General features: G+C 73.6%; 17 protein-coding genes and 1 pseudogene. 6 read left to right on the top strand and 12 right to left on the bottom strand.

Annotated features, from left to right (window positions below; genetic code table 11):
* Window positions 1–12 precede the first annotated feature (12 nt).
* Entirely contained in the window at window positions 13–1,794 is a 1,782-nt protein-coding gene (kstD, locus tag ACIPK4_RS13245; RefSeq protein ID WP_402312013.1) for a 3-oxosteroid 1-dehydrogenase, read from the top strand.
* A 20-nt stretch (window positions 1,795–1,814) separates the two neighbouring features.
* Here the strand turns inward: kstD and ACIPK4_RS13240 are convergent, their stop codons facing one another.
* The 4 genes and pseudogenes from ACIPK4_RS13240 to ACIPK4_RS13225 form a co-directional block, all read right to left on the bottom strand.
* Window positions 1,815–2,315 (bottom strand): hypothetical protein, encoded by a 501-nt coding sequence (locus tag ACIPK4_RS13240; RefSeq protein WP_054220998.1) that lies wholly within the window; start codon window positions 2,313–2,315, stop codon window positions 1,815–1,817.
* 175 nt (window positions 2,316–2,490) lie between these two features.
* Entirely contained in the window at window positions 2,491–3,333 is an 843-nt protein-coding gene (locus ACIPK4_RS13235; protein ID WP_402312010.1) for a maleylpyruvate isomerase N-terminal domain-containing protein, read from the bottom strand.
* A 33-nt stretch (window positions 3,334–3,366) separates the two neighbouring features.
* Entirely contained in the window at window positions 3,367–3,957 is a 591-nt protein-coding gene (locus ACIPK4_RS13230) for a hypothetical protein (RefSeq protein ID WP_402312008.1), read from the bottom strand.
* Between the two features lie 10 nt (window positions 3,958–3,967).
* Window positions 3,968–4,255 (bottom strand): annotated as a pseudogene (locus ACIPK4_RS13225) (ATP-binding protein); the annotation flags it as partial.
* Window positions 4,256–4,475: 220 nt separating this feature from the next.
* Between ACIPK4_RS13225 and ACIPK4_RS13220 the strand changes: the two are divergent.
* Complete coding sequence (locus ACIPK4_RS13220) at window positions 4,476–5,699, top strand: low temperature requirement protein A (protein ID WP_402312005.1); 1,224 nt, start codon at window positions 4,476–4,478, stop codon at window positions 5,697–5,699.
* Here the strand turns inward: ACIPK4_RS13220 and ACIPK4_RS13215 are convergent.
* The 5 genes from ACIPK4_RS13215 to ACIPK4_RS13195 form a co-directional block, all read right to left on the bottom strand.
* Entirely contained in the window at window positions 5,692–5,931 is a 240-nt protein-coding gene (locus tag ACIPK4_RS13215) for a DUF397 domain-containing protein (RefSeq protein WP_054220994.1), read from the bottom strand. The genes ACIPK4_RS13220 and ACIPK4_RS13215 overlap by 8 nt on opposite strands.
* Before the next feature lie 140 nt (window positions 5,932–6,071).
* On the bottom strand, window positions 6,072–7,283 hold the full coding sequence (locus ACIPK4_RS13210; protein ID WP_402312003.1) for a thiolase domain-containing protein: 1,212 nt from the start codon (window positions 7,281–7,283) through the stop codon (window positions 6,072–6,074).
* Window positions 7,280–8,347, bottom strand: a complete 1,068-nt coding sequence (locus ACIPK4_RS13205) for a thiolase domain-containing protein (protein WP_402312001.1) — start codon at window positions 8,345–8,347, stop codon at window positions 7,280–7,282. The genes ACIPK4_RS13210 and ACIPK4_RS13205 overlap by 4 nt, the downstream gene beginning before the upstream one ends.
* Entirely contained in the window at window positions 8,347–9,312 is a 966-nt protein-coding gene (locus ACIPK4_RS13200; protein WP_402311998.1) for a Zn-ribbon domain-containing OB-fold protein, read from the bottom strand. The genes ACIPK4_RS13205 and ACIPK4_RS13200 overlap by 1 nt, the downstream gene beginning before the upstream one ends.
* 137 nt (window positions 9,313–9,449) lie before the next feature.
* The gene (locus ACIPK4_RS13195; RefSeq protein ID WP_054225560.1) at window positions 9,450–10,250 is read right to left on the bottom strand and encodes a crotonase/enoyl-CoA hydratase family protein; all 801 of its coding nucleotides are present in this window, start codon (window positions 10,248–10,250) and stop codon (window positions 9,450–9,452) included.
* Between the two features lie 186 nt (window positions 10,251–10,436).
* On the opposite strand from ACIPK4_RS13195, the gene ACIPK4_RS13190 reads away from it, so the two are divergent.
* Complete coding sequence (locus ACIPK4_RS13190; RefSeq protein WP_402311996.1) at window positions 10,437–12,068, top strand: acyl-CoA synthetase; 1,632 nt, start codon at window positions 10,437–10,439, stop codon at window positions 12,066–12,068.
* 120 nt (window positions 12,069–12,188) lie between these two features.
* Here the strand turns inward: ACIPK4_RS13190 and ACIPK4_RS13185 are convergent, their stop codons facing one another.
* Window positions 12,189–13,052 (bottom strand): alpha/beta fold hydrolase, encoded by an 864-nt coding sequence (locus ACIPK4_RS13185; protein WP_402311994.1) that lies wholly within the window; start codon window positions 13,050–13,052, stop codon window positions 12,189–12,191.
* 140 nt (window positions 13,053–13,192) lie between these two features.
* Here ACIPK4_RS13185 and paaK point away from each other — a divergent pair, with 140 nt between their 5' ends.
* Together paaK and ACIPK4_RS13175 are read left to right on the top strand one after the other, a co-directional pair.
* Window positions 13,193–14,494, top strand: coding sequence for a phenylacetate--CoA ligase PaaK (gene paaK / locus ACIPK4_RS13180; RefSeq protein ID WP_402311991.1), 1,302 nt, complete (start codon window positions 13,193–13,195; stop codon window positions 14,492–14,494).
* A gap of 137 nt (window positions 14,495–14,631) precedes the next feature.
* Complete coding sequence (locus ACIPK4_RS13175; RefSeq protein WP_402311988.1) at window positions 14,632–15,453, top strand: YhjD/YihY/BrkB family envelope integrity protein; 822 nt, start codon at window positions 14,632–14,634, stop codon at window positions 15,451–15,453.
* 40 nt (window positions 15,454–15,493) lie between these two features.
* Here ACIPK4_RS13175 and ACIPK4_RS13170 read toward each other — a convergent pair whose 3' ends face one another.
* On the bottom strand, window positions 15,494–17,035 hold the full coding sequence (locus tag ACIPK4_RS13170; protein WP_402311985.1) for a fatty acyl-CoA synthetase: 1,542 nt from the start codon (window positions 17,033–17,035) through the stop codon (window positions 15,494–15,496).
* A gap of 167 nt (window positions 17,036–17,202) precedes the next feature.
* Between ACIPK4_RS13170 and ACIPK4_RS13165 the strand changes: the two genes are divergently transcribed.
* Window positions 17,203–19,671 (top strand): penicillin acylase family protein, encoded by a 2,469-nt coding sequence (locus ACIPK4_RS13165; RefSeq protein ID WP_402311983.1) that lies wholly within the window; start codon window positions 17,203–17,205, stop codon window positions 19,669–19,671.
* Window positions 19,672–19,725: 54 nt separating this feature from the next.
* On the opposite strand, the gene ACIPK4_RS13160 is transcribed toward ACIPK4_RS13165, so the two are convergent.
* Window positions 19,726–20,901, bottom strand: a complete 1,176-nt coding sequence (locus tag ACIPK4_RS13160; protein ID WP_402311980.1) for a calcium:proton antiporter — start codon at window positions 20,899–20,901, stop codon at window positions 19,726–19,728.
* Window positions 20,902–21,084: the final 183 nt, after the last annotated feature.

Here is a 21,084-nt window from a genome sequence, read left to right as displayed (position 1 = left end):
TGGAGCCCGCCCATGTCCGCAAGCGCAGCGTCCGCGTGCCCTCCTTCTCCTTCCCGCCGCACGGTCCTCGCCGGGGCCGGCGCGGGGGTGCTCGCCGCGGCCGTGCTGCCGCCGGCCGGAGCCCGGGCCGATGCGGGGGTTCCGCTCGGTGAGTACGACGTCGTGGTGGTCGGGTCCGGGGCGTCCGGGATGACGGCCGCGCTCACCGCCGCCAAGCGGGGCCTGAGCGTCCTGGTCGTCGAGAAGGCACCGACGTTCGGCGGTTCGGCGGCGCGCTCCGGAGCCGGGATCTGGCTGCCGAACAACTCGGTGATCCTGGCGGCGGGGGTGCCGGACACCCCGCAGAAGGCGGCCGCCTACCTGGCGGCGGTGGTCGGCGACGGCTCCCCGGCGGACCGGCAGGCGGCCTTCCTCGCGAACGGTCCGCGGATGCTGGACTTCGTGATGGCCAACAGCCCGCTGCGGTTCCGGTACATGGACGGGTACAGCGACTACTACCCGAACCTGCCGGGCGGGATGCCGAACGGCCGGTCCATCGAGCCCGACCAGATCGACGGCAACATCCTGGGCGGCGAACTGGCCCGGCTGAACCCGGCGTACATGCCGGTGCCGGCCGGGATGGTGGTGTTCAGCCAGGACTACAAGTGGCTGAACCTGGCGGCCGTGAACGCCAGGGGCCTGGCGGTGTCCACGGAGTGCCTGGCGCGCGGCACCAAGGCCGCGCTGTGCGGGCAGAAGCCGCTCACGATGGGACAGGCGCTGGCGGCCGGGCTGCGGGCCGGGCTGATGCAGGCGGGCGTGCCGGTGTGGCTGAACAGCCCGCTGGTCGACCTGGTGCAGGAGGCGGGCGCCGTCACCGGCGTGGTGGTGGAGAGGGACGGCGCGCGGGGTGTCGTACGGGCCCGCAGGGGCGTGGTCGTCGGCTCGGGCGGGTTCGAGCACAACGCCCAGATGCGGGCGCAGTACCAGCAGCAGCCGATCGGCACCCAGTGGTCGGTGGGCGCCAAGGAGAACACCGGCGACGGGATCCGGGCGGGGCAGCGGGCCGGGGCGGCGCTGGCGCTGATGGAGGACGCCTGGTGGGGGCCGTCGATCCCGCTGCCGGGCGAGCCGTACTTCTGCCTGGCCGAGCGGACCCTGCCCGGCGGGCTGATCGTCAACGGCAACGGCGCCCGCTTCGTCAACGAGGCGGCCCCGTACAGCGATGTGGTGCACGTGATGTACGAGAAGGACCGTGGGGCGGTCGGCTCGCACATTCCGGCCTGGCTGATCGTGGACCAGAACTACCGCAACAAGTACCTGTTCAAGGACGTCCTGCCGACGATCCTCTTCCCGGACGCCTGGTACGAGGCGGGGGCGGCGAAGAAGGCGTGGACCTGGGACGCGCTGGCCGGACAGATCGGCGTGCCGGCGGGGGCCCTGCGCGCCACCCTCAACCGGTTCAACGCACAGGCGTGGAACGGGACGGACCCCGACTTCCACCGGGGCGACACGGCGTACGACCACTACTACACGGACCCGGGGGTGCAGCCGAACTCGTGCCTGGCCCCCGTCTGGGCCCCGCCGTTCTACGCCTTCAAGATCGTGCCGGGTGACCTGGGCACGAAGGGCGGGATCGTCACGGACGCCCGGGCCCGTGCCCTGCGGCCGGACGGGTCGGTGATCCGGGGCCTGTGGGCGGCGGGCAACGCGAGCGCGGCGGTGATGGGCCACAGCTACGCGGGGGCGGGATCGACGATCGGTCCCGCGATGACGTTCGGCTACGTGGCGGCGAACGACATCGCGGACGCGTGACGTCTGGAGGGGGGTGGGGCTCAGCCCTGCTGGAAGAGCTCGGCGGGGAGCGGCTTCAGGAGGGCGTACAGGTCGTCGGTGATGGGCCGGTCCCAGCTGGCGATGGTGACCAGCACGTTGTCGCTGCGGTCGAACTGCACGCAGCTGATCCGGCCCTCGGAGAGCTTGACCTTGCGGACGATCAGGAGGTTGTCGCCCTGCATGACGGGGCAGTCCTCGATGCCCGTGACCTCGACTTCCTCGTCGTTCTCGAGGGCGTCGAGGAGCTGGGCCACCTCGAAGGGGACCTGGCCGTCGGCGAGCTCCCGGGCCGGGGAGCCCTCGGGGAGGTTGCCGATGATCATCGCGGGGCCGCGTCCGCCGAACAGGTCGTAGCGGAGAAAGACGCCCTGGCAGCTGCCGTCGGGCGCGGGCAGCAGCCCGGCCCCGAGATTGCCCGGCCAGTCCCCCGGGTCCATGGCCAGGACGTCGAAGTCCGGGCCGGCGGGTGTGGCGGCGCGGTTGCGGCGGAGGAAGGACATGCCGCCATGGTACGTGCCCGCCCGTGTTTTCCGGCCCCGGGCCCACCGCACCGCTCCCGTGGCCGAACCGGCGCGCCGGGCGGCCGGGCGGCCGGGACCGGGGAGGGACCGGGGAGGGGCCGGGGAGGGACCGGGTCGGACCGGGCGGCGGTCACGGCGGCGGACCGGGCGGCGGTCACACCGGCGGGACCAGGGTGAAGTAGTGCGGCAGCAGCTCCGCATCGCCCCTGACGCACAGGGCGGACGCCGGGATCCGCCGCCAGAGGAACAGCATCAGGTCCGAGGCCGTGCCCGCGGCCTCCACGCCCACCGTGCCGGTGGCCCCGTGCTCCACCTGGACCAGGTCCCCGGAGAACGTGACGGTCCAGGACCCGGGTCCGTCCGTCCGCCGGAAGCGGTACCGCTCGCCCGCCCCGGCCGGGGCCCCGGCGGCGGCCCGCCGGAACGGGGCCATCGTCTCGAAGGTGTGCGGGACCGCGTCCGCCGCGATCGCCGCGTCGACCGGCTCCGGCGCCCCGGTCGCCGACTGGGCGTCCCACCGGTGCACGGCCAGCTCGATGGTCTGCATGCGCAGCCAGAAGCCGCTCGTGCGGTCGGCGGAATCCGCCGACCACGTCCACACCGGCACGTCCGGCCCGAGTTCCCGGAAGAGGGCTTCCAGCCGCCGCGCGCCCTGCGCGAACCACTCCGTCAGCGCCTGCGGCACCGGTCCCGGGTTCGGTACGCCCTCCAGCTTCGGCCAGGCCGCCCGTACCGCCGGGTCCTGCGGGAGGTCGTAGATCGTGGGATCGGTGTGGTCTGGGGCCTCGGAGAGGCGCTCGCGCAGGATGCGGGCCACGAACCGGTGCACCGAGCCCAGGTGCCCGACCAGGTCGGCGACCGACCACCCGGGGCAGGACGGCACCAGCGGGACCGGGGTGTCGCCGACGTCGTCGATCGCGCGCCGGACGGCCCTCTCGAAGGCCGCCGTCTCGTTGCGGAAATGGGAGAGCCTCGTCGAGTGGTCGATGGGGTCCATGGGTCCACCCTGCCCCCGCGGTCACCGCCCGTATCACCTTGAGCTGCGGGCGAACACCTCCAGCGCCTCGCGGAGACCGGTGCGGTCCGTGCCGAGTTTCCGGCAGACCGCCGACAGGCCCGGCCCGGACACCGCCGGGTCGCCTTCGGCGGCCCGCCGCGCCAGCCCGGCCTCTTCCTCCGTGAGGGCGCCCTCGGGGGCCGCGGCGCACGGCGGTCCCCCGCCGAGCGCGCGCACGGCGTTCACCGCGCTGCGCTCCAGGCCATCGGCGCCGCACTCGCGGGCGATCACCGCCGCCCTGGTCAGCAGGGCCGTGTCGCGCAGCTCGGTGCCCAGTGCGGCGAGGGCGAGCGCCAGCTCGTACCCCGCGGGTGACTCGGACAGCAGGGACACCGCTTCGGTCAGCAGCGCCGGACGCTCCCCCGGGGGTGCGACCTCCGCGGCGACCCGCAGCGCCTGGCCGATGCCCGAGGGGGCGCCGAAGGCCCGGGCCCTGCGGACCGCGCCGTCGGCCAGGTCGCGGGCCCGCTCGGGGTCCTCGGCCGCCAGGGCCCGGGCCAGGTGCAGCCGCCACGGGCACCAGGACGGGTTCTGGATGCCGCGTGGACTCAGCCTGCGGTCCACGGCCTCCAGTTCGGTGTCCCGCGCGGCCGGGCAGCGTACGGAAGGCCTCGGCGTGCGCGGGCAGTTCCTCGGGGCGGTACGCGACGACGAGGAGCAGCGGGAGGTGTTCGGCGCGAGAGGCGAACGCGGCGAGCCAGGTGAGGGATTCGGGGTCGGCCCAGTGGGCGTCGTCGAGGACGAGGGCGACGGGGGCGCGCGTGACGACGAGGTGGGTCAGGACCCAGTCGAGTCCGTCGCGCAGGCCCTGGAGGTCGGGCGGTGCGCCCTGCTCGGGGGCGCAGAGGCCGAGGGCCGGGCCAGGGCTTCGTCCACCGCGGCGAGTTCGACCTCGCGTTCGAACATTTCGCGCCGTCCACGGGTCCGGCGTTCCGTCATGGCTGGTACCCCTCAGGCCCGTTCGGGCCCTCAGGTTACGCCCGCGCACGCCCGCGGGAAGGCCTGGCCAGGAAGGACCGGAATTCTTGTGAACGGCCCCTTACCGACCGCCACACACGCCCACAGATACCTATCATCCCGATATGACCGATTTCGTGGAGGGGGAACGGCACGCCTCCTGGCTGGAGCTGTTCTTCGACCTGACGGCGGTGGCGGGCGTCGCCCAGCTGGCGCACCTGCTGCACGGCAGTCCCGGCTGGAACGACGTCGCGCTGTACGCGGTGATGTTCCTGGCGTTCTGGACTGGCTGGATGCTGTTCACGGTGTACGGGAACGTCAGCGGGGACGAGGCCCGGACGTGGACGGTGCTGGCGGGGATGTTCGGCATGGCGGTCATGGCGGCATCGGTGCACGGCGTGCGGGAGGACCGGGCGGGGGCGTTCGCGCTGGCCTACATCCTGGTGCGCTCGCTGGCCGGCAAGGCGTGGGAGCGGCGCGGGGAGTACGTACCCGATCTGCCGATCACGCAGCTGGGGATGGGTCTGACGCCGTGGATCGTGTCGATGTGGTTCGACGGGACGGCCCGGTACGCGCTGTGGGCGCTGGGGCTGGCCATCGACCTCGCGGTCATGTTCGCGGTCTCGGGCAAGCGCCTGGAGGCGCGCCGGCGGCGAACGGCGCCGGGGCTCGTGGCCGCACCGATGGACGCCCCGCACCTCGGGGAGCGGCTGGGCCTGTTCCAGCTGATCGTGCTGGGCGAGGCGATCGCCCAGGTGGTGGCCTCCGCGTCGGAGGTGGAGTGGGACGCGGCCCTCTACGGGGTCGGCGTCGCCGCGTTCCTCCTGCTGCTCCTCCTCTGGTCACTGTCGCTGCGCCACGGCGCGGACGGTGTGCCGCTGCTGGCGTGGGACGTCCTTCCGGTGCGACTGGTGCTGCCGCTGCACTGCTTCGTCGCGGGTTCGGTCGCGGCCCTGGCGGCCGCGCTCGGCAACGCCGTGGAGTTCACGGACCACCCGGCCCCGGAGCCGGTGCGGTGGCTGCTGTGCGGAAGCCTCGCGGTGTACCTGGCCATCGCCGGGGTGGCGGCGCTTGCCTCGGCCCGCGGGACCGGCACCGCGGTGCTCCTCGTGGGGCCTTCGCTGGCCGTGGTGCTCCTCGCCGGAGCGCTGGCCCACGAGGCCGCCGCCGTACAACTGACCTGGCTGCTCGTGCTGGCCGCGCGTCCTGCTGGGGCACCTGCCGACGGACGCCTGACCACGGGGCCCGACGGCCACGGCGGGCGCGGGCGGACGGAGGGGCCGTCCATCCCGGGGGATGCCCGCCCCTCCGTCCGTCCGTCCCTCCGTCCATCCGGGAGGGCTACGTGAGGTCGAACTCCCCGCCCCGCGCGCCCATCACGAACCTGCGCCACTCGTCCGGCGCGAAGATCAGCGACGGACTCTCGGGGCGTTCGCTGTTGCGCATCGCGATGAACCCCTCGACGAAGGCGATCTGGACGTCGCCCGCTCCCCGGCTGCTCGACTGCCAGTCCGCCTCGCTGAGATCGAGGTCCGGCTTGTCCCAGCCGGCCAGAGGCTGCGAAATCATGCTCTCGGCCACGTGCGTGCTCCTCCCGGTACTGCCGGTACGTCGTCCGGGGGCCAGAGTAACCATCGCAGCGGGTGCCGCACAGGCCACGGTGAGTCACCCGCGGCCGGTCCGTCACCGCGCCGCGCGGCCACCCGCAGGAGCCGTCGGGCTCAGGAGGCCGGCTGCTCCGCCCCCACCAGCCACATCGCGAAGAACTGGGCGCCGCCACCGTACGCGTGGCCCATGGCCCGGCGGGCTCCCGGGACCTGGTGCTCGCCGGCCAGCCCCCGCACCTGGAGCGCCGCCTCCGCGAAGCGGATCATGCCGGAGGCGCCGATCGGGTTGGTCGACAGCACCCCGCCCGACGGATTGACCGGCAGGTCCCCGTCGAGTTCGGTGACCCCGGCCTCGGTGAGCTTCCAGCCCTCGCCCTCCTCGGCGAACCCGAGGTTCTCCAGCCACATCGGCTCGTACCAGGAGAACGGGACGTACATCTCCACCGCGTCGATCTCCCGCCGCGGGTCGGTGATCCCGGCCTGCCGGTAGACGTCGGCGGCACAGTCCTTGCCCGCCTGCGGGGAGACGAAGTCCTTGCCCGCGAAGAGGGTCGGCTCGCTGCGCATGGCCCCGCCGTGTACCCAGGCCGGCGGCCGGGGCGAACGGGCCGCGCCCGCCCGGTCGGTGAGGACCATCGCGCAGGCCCCGTCCGAGGAGGGGCACGTCTCGGAGTACCGGATCGGGTCCCACAGCATCGGCGAGGCCTGGACCCTCTCCAGGGTGATGTCGTGCTCGTGCAGGTGCGCGTACGGGTTCTTCAGCGCGTTGCGGCGGTCCTTGTACGCGACGAGCGAGCCGACCGTGTCGGGCGCGCCGGTGCGCCGCATGTACGCGCGCACGTGCGGGGCGAAGAACCCGCCGGCGCCCGCCAGCAGCGGCTGCTGGAAGGGGACGGGCAGCGAGAGGCCCCACATGGCGTTCGACTCGGACTGCTTCTCGAAGGCGAGCGTCAGCACGGTCCGGTGAACCCGGGCGGCCACCAGGTTGGCGGCGACCAGGGCGGTGGACCCGCCGACGGATCCGGCCGTGTGGACGCGGAGCATGGGCTTGCCGACCGCGCCGAGGGCGTCCGCCAGGTACAGCTCCGGCATCATCACGCCCTCGAAGAAGTCGGGGGCCTTGCCGATGACGACCGCGTCGATGTCCGCCCACGTCAGCTCGGCGTCGGCGAGGGCGCGCACCGCGGCCTCGCGGACGAGTCCGGCGATGGAGACGTCGTGGCGGGCGGCCACGTGCTTGGTCTGGCCGACGCCGACGACGGCCACGGGCTCCTTGCCCCGGGCCCCCGCGGTGCCCGGCGCACCCGGAGTGCGCGATGTGCTCATGCTCGGTCCCCTTCCAGGACGGCGACCAGGTTCTGCTGGAGGCAGGGGCCGGACGTGGCGTGCGCGACGGCCCGGTCGGACTCGCCGCGGTGGATGCGGGCGGCGGCCTCGCCGATGCGGATCAGGCCGGCGGCCATGACGGGGTTGGCGGCGAGCGCCCCGCCGGACGGGTTGACGACGACGTCCGCTCCGAGGCCCAGCGCCTTGCGCAGGACCACCTCCTGGGAGGAGAACGGCGCGTGCAGCTCCGCGGTGTCCACGGGGGCTTCGAACAACCCGGCCCGCTCGGCGGCGATCCGGGTGGACGGGGAGTCCGTGAGGTCGCGCAGGCCGAGGCCGTGGGCCTCGATCCGGTGGTCGATGCCGGTGATCCAGGCGGGGCGCGCGGTCAGCCTGCGGGCGGCGTCGCCCGCGGCGAGGACGACGGCGGCCACACCGTCGCCGATCGGCGGGCAGTCGCCGGTGCGCAGCGGCCGGACCTGGTAGTCGCCCTGCGGGACGGCGCCACCGAGCTGGGCGTGCGGGTTGGCCCCGGCGGCCGCACGGCTGCGGGCGCCGACTGCGGCGAGGGCGTCCTCGTCGGTCCCGCCCGCGTCGATCAGCGCCTGCGCCTGGAGGGCGGCCAGGGCCACCGAGTCGGGCCACAGGGGCGCCAGGTAGTAGGGGTCGAGCTGCCTCGTCAGGACGTCCCGTACCGATCCCGGCGAGGACTTGCCGTACGCGTAGACGAGCGCGGTGTCGGCCTCGCCGGTCTGGATCTTGACCCAGGCCTCGTACAGGGCCCAGGCGCCGTCCATCTCGACGTGGGACTCGGAGATCGGCGGCCAGGCGCCGACCCCGTCGAGGGTCATCGTGAAGGAGAAGGCCCGGCCGGCGAGGTAGTCGCTGGATCCGGAGCAGGTGAAGCCGATCTCGCCGGCCTTCAGACCGGTCCGGTCCAGCACCTGGTGCAGGACCGGCATGACCATCTCGACTTCGCTGAGCTCGTCGGTGCGCCGCCGGTGGTCGCTCTGCGCGAAGGCGACGACGGCCACGTCGCGTGCGTGCCTGCTCGTCCTGGGCATCAGATGAGCTCCTTGTACGCGTCGTAGTCCGCGTCCGGCTCGCCGGTGGGGCGGTAGTGGTCGGGATGGCGGCCGCCCTCGGTCCACACGGGCTCGACGCGCAGGCCCATGCGGACCTGGTCGTACGGGATGCCGCCGATCCGGCCGTGGAGGGCGAGGTCGGCTCCGTCGAGGGCGATGTGGGCGTAGACGTAGGGGACTTCGATGTCCAGGTTCTTCGCCTTGATGTTGACGATGCAGAACGTGGTGACGGTGCCGGCCGGTCCGACCTCCACCTGCTCGGTGGTGGCGACCCCGCAGGTGGGGCAGGCGCCGCGCGGCGGGACGTACACCTTGTGGCACGAAGGGCAGCGCTCGCCGACCGTCCGGCGTTCGGCGAGGGCGTTGATGTACGCGGTCTGGGCGCGCCCGGGGCTGTAGGTGTAGTCGAGGCGCGCCTCGGCGACGATGCCGGTGACGGTGTCGGCGAACCGCCCGTCGTGCGGGCGCGCTTGCCGTTCGGGCGTGCCCGCACCGTCGGGTTCGAAGCAGGCGATGTCGGTGATGGCGCCGGAGCGCTCGGCGGCCCACCGCACGCGGACCCGCATGCCGGTGTGGACGGCTTCGGGGCCGGGGGCGTCGAGGGCGTGCAGGATCGCGGTGTCCGCGCCGTCGAGCCGGACGAGGACCCAGGCGAACGGCGTGGCAAGGGGCTGGTGGGGGCGCGGGTCGCCGTTCCACGCCCAGGTGGTGACGGTCCCGGTGGCGCCGACCTCGACGAGTTCGCGGATCTCCTCTGCGGTGACGGGGTCGTACTCGACGGGCGGGACCATCACCTTCCCGTCGGTGGTCCTGACGCCGAGGACGACGCGCTCACGCAGCCCGGTGAGGAAGGCGCTCTGGACGGGCCCGAGGGACCGGGTGAAGGGGAACTCGACGACGAGGGGCGCACGGAGCACCTCGGGTGGGGACGCGGCTGCTGTCATAAGAGGTTCTCCAGTACTCGCGACGGTCACGACACGACACGTACAGGTCCGTCCGGGATCCGGGGGCCGGGACAGGGGGGGCCGGGGGCCGGGACGGGGGTCCGAGGGCCGGGACGGGGGGCCGGCCGGGGGTGCGGCTACTCCCGCCGGTACAGGGCGGGCCGCCTCTCGGCGAACGCCCGCGCCCCCTCCTTCGCGTCGGCCGTGTCGAAGACCGGCCACCCCCGCACCAGTTCGGAGGCCAGCCCCTCCCGCTCGGTCATCTCGGCCGTCTCGTAGACGGAGGCCTTGACGGCCTCGACGGCCAGCGGCCCGCACGCGTTGACCTGCTCGGCGATCCCCAACGCCGCCTCCAGCGCGCCCCCCTGCGGGACCACCCGCCCGATGAGCCCGATCCGGGCGGCCTCCTCGGCGGAATAGGGCCGCCCGGTCAGCAGCATCTCCAGTGCGTGCGTCCGCGGGATCTGCCGGGGCAGCCGTACGGTCGAGCCGCCGATCGGGAACAGGCCCCGCCGGACCTCGAACAGCCCGAAGGTGGCGCCTTCGCCCGCGATCCGGATGTCCGTGCCCTGGAGGATCTCGGTCCCGCCGGCCACGCAGTAGCCCTCCACGGCCGCGATCACCGGCTTGCGCGGCCGGTGGTGGCGGAGCATCGCCTTCCAGTGCAGGTCGGGGTCGGCCTTCAGCCGGTCCCGGTACTCGTCGCCCGCCATCCCCTTGCCGGCCAGCGCCTTGAGGTCCATTCCGGCGCAGAAGTCGCCGCCCGCACCGGTCAGGATCACGGAGCGGACCGTGTCGTCGGCGTCCGCCTCCAGCCAGCCGTCGTAGAGCCCCACCAGCAGCGGCAGCGAGAGCGCGTTCTTCGCCTCGGGCCTGTTCATGGTGAGCACCAGCGTGGCGCCGTGGCGCTCCACGGTCAGGTGTTCGGTCCCACCCATTGCCGTCCTCCCGTCTCAAGACCTAGAACAGGTTGCAGGAGGGCAGGGTGCAGTTCAATAGTTTTCTGACACACAGTCAGATTTTTGGGCCGCACCCTTCCCACTTGGGCTGAGCGGCGCTCTAATGACCGCCGGGCTGCACGGCCATGGCCCGGAAACGGGATACCTCGGGGGTGAGGAGGAACGGTGGAGTACAACCTTGCCGACCTGTTCGAGTCGGTCGTCGACGTGGTCCCGGACCGCGAGGCCCTGGTGTACGTGGACCACCCCGGCACCGGCGCCGAGCGCCGCCTCACGTACGCGGAGCTGGACGCCGCGGCGAACCGCATCGCACACCACCTGCTGGACAGCGGGCTGACGGCCGGCGAGCACCTGGGACTGCACCTCTACAACGGGATCGAGTACCTCCAGACCGTCCTGGCCTGCCTCAAGGCCCGCCTCGTACCGGTGAACGTCAACTACCGGTACGTGGAGGAGGAGCTGGTCTACCTCTACAACGACGCCGACCTCGCCGCGCTCGTCTTCGAGGGCGAGTTCACCGACCGGGTGGCCGCCGCCCTGCCGCAGACGCCCAAGCTCCGCCACCTGATCCGCGTCGGGCCGGTACCCGAGGGAGCGCCGGAGCCGTCGCTCACCCCGGTCGCGTACGCGGACGCCGAAGCGGCCGGTTCACCCGGGCGCGGTTTCGCGCCCCGCTCCCCCGACGACCTCTTCATCATCTACACGGGCGGCACCACCGGCATGCCCAAGGGCGTCATGTGGCGCGCTGAGGACCTGTTCTTCGCGGGGCTGTTCGGCGGCGAGCCCTCGGGCGAGCCGGTGAAGCGGCCCGAGGAGCTGGCCGAGCGGGTGGCGGCGAAGGGCGCGGGGCTGACCTTCTTCCCCGCTCCCCCGCTGATGCACGGAACGTCGACGCTGACCTCGTTCATCGCCTTCAACTACGGCCAGCGGGTGGTCATCCACCGCAAGTACGCGCCGGAGGAGGTGCTCCGCACGATCGAGAAGGAGAAGGTGTCGAGCGTCTCGCTGGTGGGCGACGCGATGCTCCGGCCGCTCATCGACGCCCTGAAGGGCCCGCTCAAGGGGACCGACCTGTCCTCGCTGTTCAGCGTCTCATCGTCCGGGGCGATCATGTCGGAGACGGTCCGGGCGGAGTTCCAGCGGCTCGTGCCGCACGTGCTGCTGCTGAACAACTTCGGCTCCTCGGAGTCGGGGTCGAACGGCAGGGCGGCCGACGACTCGGGCCCGGAGAGGGGCTTCCGCCTCGTGGTCAACGACCGTACGCAGGTGGTGGACCCGGTGACGCACGAGCCGGTGCCGGTGGGCGTGCCGGGGCGGCTCGCGCAGCGCGGCCACGTCCCGCTCGGCTACTACAACGACGCGCAGAAGACCGCCGAGACCTTCTTCCGGAAGGGCTCCGAGCGGTGGGTGCTGCTCGGGGACATGGCGACGGTGGACGAGGAGGGCATCGTCACGGTCCTCGGGCGCGGCTCGCAGTGCATCAACACGGGCGGCGAGAAGGTGTATCCGGAGGAGGTCGAGCAGGCGCTGAAGTCCCATCCGGACGTGTACGACGCCCTGGTCGCGGGGGTGCCGGATGTGAAGTGGGGCAATCACGTGGCGGCGGTGGTGCAGGTGCGGGCGGGCGCGCCCGAGCCGACCCTGGACGACATCCAGCGGCACTGCCGGACCAGGCTCGCGGGGTACAAGATCCCGCGCCAGCTGGTGGTGGCGCCGGCCATCCAGCGCTCGCCGAGCGGCAAGGCGGACTACCGCTGGGCGAAGTCGGTGGCGACGGAGGCGGACACGGGGCGCTGACGGGCGGCGTCGCGGCAGGCGGGGGGCGGATCCCGCCGGGTCCGCCCGGTCCCGCCCACCGCCGCGCACCGCGCCGCGGCCGCGGCCGCCGGGACCGGGGGTGCTGCGCGCCCCCGGCGCTCAGACTCCGGCGGCCAGGAAGCGCTCCACACGGGCCGCGAACCACTTCGGGTCGTCCAGCCACGGGAAGTGCGCGCCGCCTGGCTGGACGTCGGCCAGTCCCCGCGGGAAGAGCGCCGCGAGTTCGGCGGCGAGGCCGGCCGTGGGGTTGCTGTCCAGCTCCCCGGCCAGCACCAGCACTGCGCCGCTCACGCTCCGCAGGGCGGCCCGGGTGGCGGGCGGGTCGAAGGCGCCGGGGCCCGCGAAGGCGGCGGAGGCCACCGCGTTCTTCTCGCGGTCGCTCGCGTCGATGTGGGCGCGCACCTGCGCGTCCCAGCGCCCGTACGCGAGGGGCATCGTCCGGCTCCAGTCCGCCGGGGCGGGGGCGCCGCCGGCCGCGAGGACGCCGAGGATCTCCTCGTAGGCGGCGATGGCGCTGTCGTACGGCTCGCCGCCCGCCCGCTTCCGGACCACCTCCAGGCGCTGCTCCGGGGTCGAGTCGAGGCCCACGGCCCAGCAGGTCGGAGTGACGAGGGCCAGGCGGCGCAGCCGGGCCGGGTGCGCCGCCGCGTAGAGCAGGGCGAGGTTGCCGGCGGCGGAGTGGGCCAGTACGTCCATGTGCTCCAGTCCGAGGTGGATCCGCAGCGCCTCGACGTCGGCGACCTGGTGGTCGACCCGGTACGTGGACTCGTCGGCCGGGACCTGCGAGTCGCCCGTACCCCGCAGATCGAGGAGGACCAGCCGGCGTCCGGCGGTCAGCCGCCCGAGGTCGCCCAGGTAGGCGGAGGCCCGCATGGCGCCGCCGGGGAGGCAGACGAGCGGCTCGCCCTCACCTTTGACGTGGTAGGCGAGCTCGGTTCCGTCGTAAGAGGTGAAGATCGGCATGAGGCCATCCCATCATGCGATCACTCGTTCGAGTCATTGATTTAGCCGCCGCGCTGGGGCAATCTACCGAATGATCGGTCGGTTCTAGGCGGGCCGGGCTCGGGCGCAGGCCCGGACCACGCTCACGATGGGGTGACGGCATGACGGCGTACGGCGATGTCCACGACGACGGCGAGCGGCTGAGCGGCGACGAGCTGGCCGCGCTCCAGCTGAAGCGGCTGCGCGCCACCCTCAGCCGTGCCTACGAGCGGGTGCCCCACTACCGGCAGGCCTTCGACAAGGCCGGCGTGCACCCCGACGACTGCCGCTCCCTCGCCGACCTGTCCCTCTTCCCGTTCACCACCAAGGCCGACCTGCGCGACCAGTACCCCTTCGGCATGTTCGCGGTGCCCCGCTCCGAGGTGCGCCGCGTCCACGCCTCCAGCGGTACGACGGGTCGCCCCACCGTCGTCGGGTACACCGACGGGGACCTGTCCACCTGGGCGGACGTCGTGGCCCGGTCCATCCGGGCGGCGGGCGGCAGACCGGGCCAGACGGTGCACATCGCGTACGGGTACGGCCTGTTCACCGGCGGGCTCGGCGCGCACTACGGCGCGGAGCGGCTCGGCTGTACGGTCGTCCCCGCGTCCGGCGGGATGACCGACCGCCAGGTCCGGCTGATCCAGGACTTCCGGCCGGAGATCATCATGGTGACCCCCTCGTACATGCTGACGCTGCTGGACGAGATGGAGCGCCAGGGGATCGACCCGCGCAGCACCTCGCTGCGGACGGGCATATTCGGCGCGGAGCCGTGGACCGAGGAGATGCGCCGGGAGATCGAGCAGCGGCTCGGCATCGACGCGGTGGACATCTACGGGCTGTCCGAGGTGATGGGGCCGGGCGTGGCCCAGGAATGCGTGGAGACCAAGGACGGTCTGCACATCTGGGAGGACCACTTCTACCCGGAGGTCGTCGACCCGTTCACCGGTGAGGTGCTGCCGGAGGGCGAGTCCGGGGAACTGGTGTTCACCTCGCTGACCAAGGAGGCCATGCCGGTCGTCCGCTACCGGACCAGGGACCTGACCCGGCTGCTGCCGGGTACGGCGCGGCCGGCCTTCCGGCGGATGGAGAAGGTGACGGGCCGCAGCGACGACATGATCATCCTGCGGGGCGTCAACCTGTACCCGACGCAGATCGAGGAGATCCTGCTGCGCACGCCCGGCCTGGCCCCGCACTTCCAGCTGCGGCTGACCCGCGAGGGCCGGATGGACGCCCTGACCGTACGGGTGGAGGCCCGCCGGGAGGCGGACCCCGGTCAGCGGCAGGCTGCGGCGGCCGCCGTGGTCCGCGCGGTCAAGGAGGGCGTCGGGGTCTCCGTGGCCGTCGAGGTGGTCGAGCCGGAGACCCTGGAGCGCTCGGTGGGCAAGATCAAGCGGATGGTGGACCTCAGAGGGGCCGGGTAGCCGCCGCACTAGGCCCGTGGCGGCTTCCCCGGGGTAGGCCCAGGGCGGCTTCCCCGGGGACGCCGGAACCACCCCTTCGGGCCTACTTCGGGGGAGCCTCCGGGACCCGGCGGGCGCCTCCGGGTAGTCCATGAGGCGTGACCTCGATCTTCCACCGGCTCCATGACCGGCTCCAGGCCTCCCCGGCCGGGCTGGCGTGGAGCCGGGGGCGGGAGATGGAGCTCATGCACCGGGCCATGGGCTTCGCCGCCCTCGGGTTCCTGACCCTGGTGCCGCTGCTGGTGGTCGTCGCGGCCGCCGCCCCCGGCAGCGGGTCCGGCTTCGGGCGCTGGCTCGGCCAGGCCCTCGGGGTCACCGCGTCGTCACGGGCCCGGGTCGAGATGCTGTTCGGCGCGGCCGACCTGGCCCTCGAACGGACCACGGCCTTCGGCCTCGCGGCCCTGGCCGTCTTCGGCCTGACGTTCGGCTCGGCCGTGCAGACCGGGTACGAGAAGGTGTGGGACCTGCCCACCGCCCGCTGGCACACCATGTGGCGGCACGTCGTCTGGCTCGCCCTGCTGGTCTGCTACCTCGGGCTGCTGGTCGGGATCCGCGCGCCGTCCGACGACGCCATCGGCGCGATCCTCGGCACCACCGGCGACCTCGTCGGCACCTGCCTGTTCTTCTGGGGCTCCCAGCGGCTGCTGCTCGGCGGCCGGGTCCGCTGGCGGGCCCTGCTGCCGGGGGCCGTGGCGACCAGCCTGGGCCTGCTCGGACTGCGGGTCTTCTCCCAGCTGGTGTTCTCCCCGCTGATCGCGTCCAACGCCGTCACGTACGGCCCGTTCGGCACGCTGCTGGTCGTCCAGTCCTGGCTGGTGGGCGTCGGCTTCGTCGTCTACGGCGGCGCCCTCGTCGGGCGCCTGGTCCACGAACACCTGACGGCCCGCCGCCTCCGGGACACCGGCCTGCCGCCCGAGTGACGCGCGCGGGCCCTCGCCGGACCGGCGCCGCGGCGCGGCCTCAGGGGTTGGGCCGGGGCTCCTGCCCGAAACGGTCGCGCAGTTCCCGCTTGAGGATCTTGCCACTGGCGTTGCGCGGGAGGGCGTCCACGAACAGGACCCGCTTCGGGGCCTTGAAACCCGCCAGCCCCTCCCGCGCGTACGCCAGCAGCTCCGCCTCCGTCACCTCGCCGCGCGGCACCACGACGGCCGTGACCGCCTCGATCCACCGTTCGTCGGGCAGGCCCACCACCGCCGCCTCGGCAACCCCCGGGTGGGTGTAGAGCACGTCCTCGACCTGCCGGGACGCCACCAGTACCCCGCCCGAGTTGATGACGTCCTTCACCCGGTCGACGACCGTGAAGTACCCCTCGGCGTCGCGCACCGCGAGGTCACCGGAGCGGAACCAGCCGTCCCTGAAGGCCTTCCTCGTCGCCTCGGGGTCGTTCCAGTAGCCCAGGCAGAGCTGGGGCGAGCGGTACACCACCTCGCCGGCCGTGCCGTCGGGCACCTCCGCCCCGTCCTCGTCGACCACCTTGGCCTCGACGTGGCGGACGGGCCGCCCGCAGGACTCCATCCGCCCCTCGTGCTCGTCCGGTCCCAGGACGGTGGCCAGCGGGCCGATCTCGCTCTGCCCGAAGCAGTTGTAGAAGCCGAGTCCGGGCAGCCTCGCCCGCAGCCGCTCCAGTACGGGCACCGGCATGATCGAGGCCCCGTAGTACGCCTTGCGCAGCGCGCCCAGCTCGCGGCGCCCGAAGTCGGGGTGGCCCGCGAGTGCGATCCACACCGTGGGCGGCGCGAAGAGGCTGTCGGCCCGCCCCTGCTCCACCAGCCCGAAGATCTCCTCGGCGGCCGGCGCGTCCAGGATCGTGTTCTGCGCGCCCACCGCCAGGTAGGGCAGCAGGAAGACGTGCATCTGCGCCGAGTGGTAGAGCGGCAGCGAGTGCACCGGCCGGTCCTCCTCGGCCAGGTCCAGCGCCTCGATCGCGCTCTCGTACTCGTGGACCAGCGCCCGGTGCGTCATCATCGCGCCCTTGGGCAGCGCGGTGGTCCCCGAGGTGTAGAGCAGCTGGACCACGGCGTCCGCATCGCCGTCCGCCGCGAAGGGCCGCGGATCGGCGAGCTCCGCCAGGAAGGAGCCGGGGGCGTCGCGCAGCGGCCGTACGGCGTGGCCCCCGGGGATCCGCCCGCACAGGTCGGGGTCGGCGAGGACCAGCGCGCTGCTGCAGTCGTCCAGGATGTGCGCGAGGTCCTCGCCGGTGAGGTTCTGGTTGACCGGAACGTGGGTGAGCCCGGCCCGGGCGCAGGCGAGGAAGGCCAGCAGGTAGGCGTCGGAGTTGTGGGCGAAGGCCGCGACCCGGTCGCCGGCGGACAGCCCGTACCGCTCTCGCAGCACGGCGGCCCCGGTGGAGACGGCGGCGTCGAGTTGCGCGTACGTCCAGGTGCGGTTCCGGTAGTGGACGGCCGGCCGGCCGGGGACGCGTAGCGCGCTGTCGCGCACCAGCCCGTCGACCGTGTTCCCCCGCACCGACCGCCCTGCCCGCCCCGACTGCGTTGCCGTCATGGCGCGATCCTCGTCTCAGCGCGCGCCCGGGGTCAAGGACCACAACGACCGGATACCAAACGGCATGTTGACAGATCATCAGACCGGCTGCACGAGTGTGGGGGCACGCAAGCACCTCCTGCACCACGGGGCAACCACGCCCCGTCGCAGGCCACTTGGGAGGCACGTTGCGCTTACTCCACGGACATTCCCGCACCCGCCCGCTGCTCCGCCGCGCCGCGCTCACCGGCGCGGCCCTGCTCGCCGTCACCGCCGCGGCCCCGCAGGCCTCGGCCGCGACGGCCGCCGCCGACCGCGGGCCGTCCGGCGGCGGCCTGTCCGCCGTCATCCGGTACACCGAGAACGGCATCCCGCACATCCTGGCCCAGGACTACGCCCACCTCGGCTTCGGCACGGGCTGGGCGCAGGCAGCCGACCAGGTCTGCGTGCTCGCCGACGGGTTCGTGACCGTCGCCGGCGAGCGCTCCCGCTGGTTCGGCGCGGGCGCGGCGCCCGACGGCTCGCTGTCCTCCGCGACCGGGAACCTCTCCAGCGATCTGTACTTCAAGGGGGTGCGGGAGGCCGGCACCGTCGAGAGGCTCCTCGCCATGCCCGCCCCGGCCGGACCCAGCCGGGACCTCAGGGAGCTGATGCGCGGCTGGGCCGCCGGGTACAACGCCTGGCTCGCCCAGAACAAGATCACCGATCCGGCCTGCAAGGGCGCCGGCTGGGTCCGCCCGGTGACCACGCTCGACGTGGCCTCCCGCGGGTTCGCCGTCTCGGTGCTCGGCGGCCAGGGGCGCGCCGTCGACGACATCGCCGCGGCCCGGCCGCCGGCCGGGGCGGCAGCGGGAGGTGGCGCCGTGGCCCGTACCGGGCCTGCCGCCGGGACCGACCCGGCGGCAGCCGCCGAGGCCGCCCGGGCGTTCTTCGACACGAGCCGCTACGACATGGGCTCCAACGCGGTGGCGTTCAGCGGCCCGACCACCGCGAACGGCCGCGGACTGCTGCTCGGCAACCCGCACTACCCCTGGAAGGGGGGCCGCCGGTTCTGGCAGTCGCAGCAGACCATACCGGGCGAACTGAACGTCTCCGGCGGCTCCCTGCTGGGCACCGCCGTGGTCAACATCGGCTTCAACGAGAAGGTGGCCTGGAGCCACACCGTGGCCACCGGCACCCCCGTCAACCTGCACCAGCTCACCCTGGACCCGGCCGACCCGACCACCTATCTGGTCGACGGCGCGCCGGAGAGGATGACGCAGCGCACGGTCAGCGTCCAGGTGGCCGGCGGCGCCCCCGTCACCCGCACCCAGTGGTGGACCCGCTACGGGCCGGTGATCACCGGCCTGGGCCCCGGGCTCCCGCTGCCCTGGACGGCGACCACGGCGTACGCGCTGAACGACCCGAACGCGGCCAACCTCCGCGGCTCCGACACCGCCCTCGCCATGGGCAGGGCCCGCTCGGTCGCCGGGATCCAGGACGCGCTGAAGCGCACCCAGGGCTTGCCCTGGGTGAACACGATCGCCGCGGACTCGGCCGGCGGCACGCTGTTCACCCAGTCCCAGGTGCTCCCCCGGATCACCGACGACCTCGCCGCCCGCTGCTCCACCCCGCTCGGCAGGGCCACCTACCCGGCGTCCGGGCTCGCGGTCCTCGACGGCGCGCGCGGCGACTGCGCGCTCGGCTCGGACCCGGACGCGGTACAGCCCGGGGTGTTCGGCCCGGCCGCTGCACCGACGCTGCGCGACGCCCCGTACGCGGAGAACTCCAACGACAGCGCCTGGCTGGCCAATGCCGACCGGCCGCTGACCGGGTACGAGCGGATCTGGGGCAGTGCCGGCGCTCCGCGGTCGCTGCGCACCCGCGGCGCCGTCGAGGACGTCGCGGCGATGGCCGCGAAGGGCCGGCTGACCGTGGCCGATCTGCAGAGGCAGCAGTTCGCGAACCGGGTCCCCGCCGGCGATCTGGCCGCGGCCGACGCGGCGAGGGCCTGCGCGGCTCTGCCCGGTGGCGCGGCGACCGCGAGCGACGGCCGGACGGTGGACGTCTCGGCGGCCTGCCCGGTGCTGGCGGGCTGGGACCGCACGGCCGACACCGGCAGCCGCGGCGCGCTGCTCTTCGACCGGTTCTGGCGCAGGCTCACGGCGGGCACGGCGGCCAAGGACCTGTGGCTGGTGCCGTTCTCCGCGGCCGATCCGGTCCACACCCCCCGTACGCTCAACCGGGCGGCACCCGGGATCGGCCGGGCGCTCGCGGACACCGTCGCGGAGCTGACGGCGGCCGGGATCGCGCCGGACGCGCCGCTCGGCGAGCACCAGTTCGTGGTGCGCGGCGGCCAGAGGCTGCCGGTCCCGGGCGGGACCGAGGCGCTGGGCGTGTGGAACAAGGTGGAGGCGCCGTGGAACACGGCGGCCGGGGGCTACCCAGAGGTCGTGCACGGCTCCAGCCACATCCAGGCGGTCGGCTGGGACGGCAGCCGCTGTCCGGTGGCGCGCACGCTGCTGACGTACGGCCAGTCGTCGGACCCCGCCTCGCCACACTACGCCGACCAGACCCGGCTGTTCTCTCAGGAGCGGTGGGTGACCTCGCGGTTCTGCGAGCGGGACATCCTCACCTCGCCGCAACTGAAGGTGGTCCGGCCGCACGAGCGCCGCTGAGCGGAACCGGACGGTGTGCGGCGGGTCCGGTCGGTCCGGACCCGCCGCGCGCGCTCAGGGGCTGACGGCGAGGAACAGGTACGCGGCCAGCACCACGAGGTGGACACCACCCTGGAGCAGCGTGGCCCGGCCGGGGGCGATGGTGAGGGCGCTGACCACGACGGTCAGGGCGAGCAGCACCATGTGGACCGGCCCCAGGCCCAGCAGCAGCGGGCCGGACAGCCAGACGGAGGCCAGCGCGATGGCGGGGATGGTCAGGCCGATGCTGGCGATGGCGGAGCCGTAGCCGAGGTTGAGGCTGGTCTGAACGCGGTCGCGGCGGGCGGCGCGGACGGCGGCGAGGGTCTCGGGGGCCAGCACCAGCAGGGCGATGATCACACCGACGACGGCGTTGGGCAGGCCTGCACCGGCCACGGCCGCCTCGATGGTGGGCGAGACGGCCTTGGCGTCCCCGACGACGGCGATGAGCGCGGCCAGCAGCAGGCCGAGGCTGACGAGGGCGGCGCGGGAGGTCGGCGGCGCGGCGTGCCCCCCGTCGCCGTCCCCGCCGTCCGCCTTCTTCGGACCGGGCGCGGCGGACACTCCGGGCGCGGCGGACGCGCCTGAAGCGCCGGATGCGGCGGACGCGGTGTCCACGGGCAGGAAGTAGTCCCGGTGACGGACCGTCTGGACGGCGATGAACAGCCCGTACAGGGCGAGCGAGGCCACCGCGGCGAAGGCCAGCTGTGCGGTGGAGAACTCCGGCCCCGGCTTGCTGGTGGTGAACGTCGGCAGGACCAGGCTGAGGACGGCCAGGGTCGCCACCGTGGCCAGGGCCGCCCCGGAGCCCTCGGCGTTGAAGACGGCGACCCGGTTGCGCAGGGCGCCCACGAGCAGGGACAGCCCGACGATGCCGTTGCAGGTGATCATGACGGCGGCGAAGACGGTGTCCCGGGCGAGGGAGGCGGTCTTGTCGCCCCCGTCGGCCATCAGGGTGACGATGAGGGCCACTTCGATGATGGTGACGGCGACGGCCAGGACGAGCGAGCCGAAGGGTTCGCCCACCCGGTGGGCGACGACCTCGGCATGGTGGACGGCCGCCAGCACGGCGCCCCCGAGACACAGGGCGACCAGGCCCACGGCGAATCCGGGCAGATCGCGTCCCCAGCTGAAGGCGAGCGCGAGGAGCGCCACCACGGGGACCACGACGGTCCAGTCGGTCAGGGGGAATCTGCGGGTAGCCGTACTCATATCAGCCAACTTGCCAGAAGTGTCCCCGATGTGCGGCGCATGGGGCGCGACCGGAGCTCTGACGTGGCGCTTCTCACGAAATGTCGGGCGTGGCGGACCGGGACCCGGAGCTCGGGTCGCGGGACCCTGAGCCCGGGTCGCGGGACTCGGAGCTCGGGTCGCGGGACTCGGATTCCGGTCCGC

It is taken from the genome of Streptomyces sp. NPDC086989 (assembly GCF_044745505.1).
In the GTDB taxonomy this organism is placed as follows: Bacteria; Actinomycetota; Actinomycetes; order Streptomycetales; family Streptomycetaceae; genus Streptomyces.
This window is presented reverse-complemented; position numbering and strand designations above follow the sequence as displayed.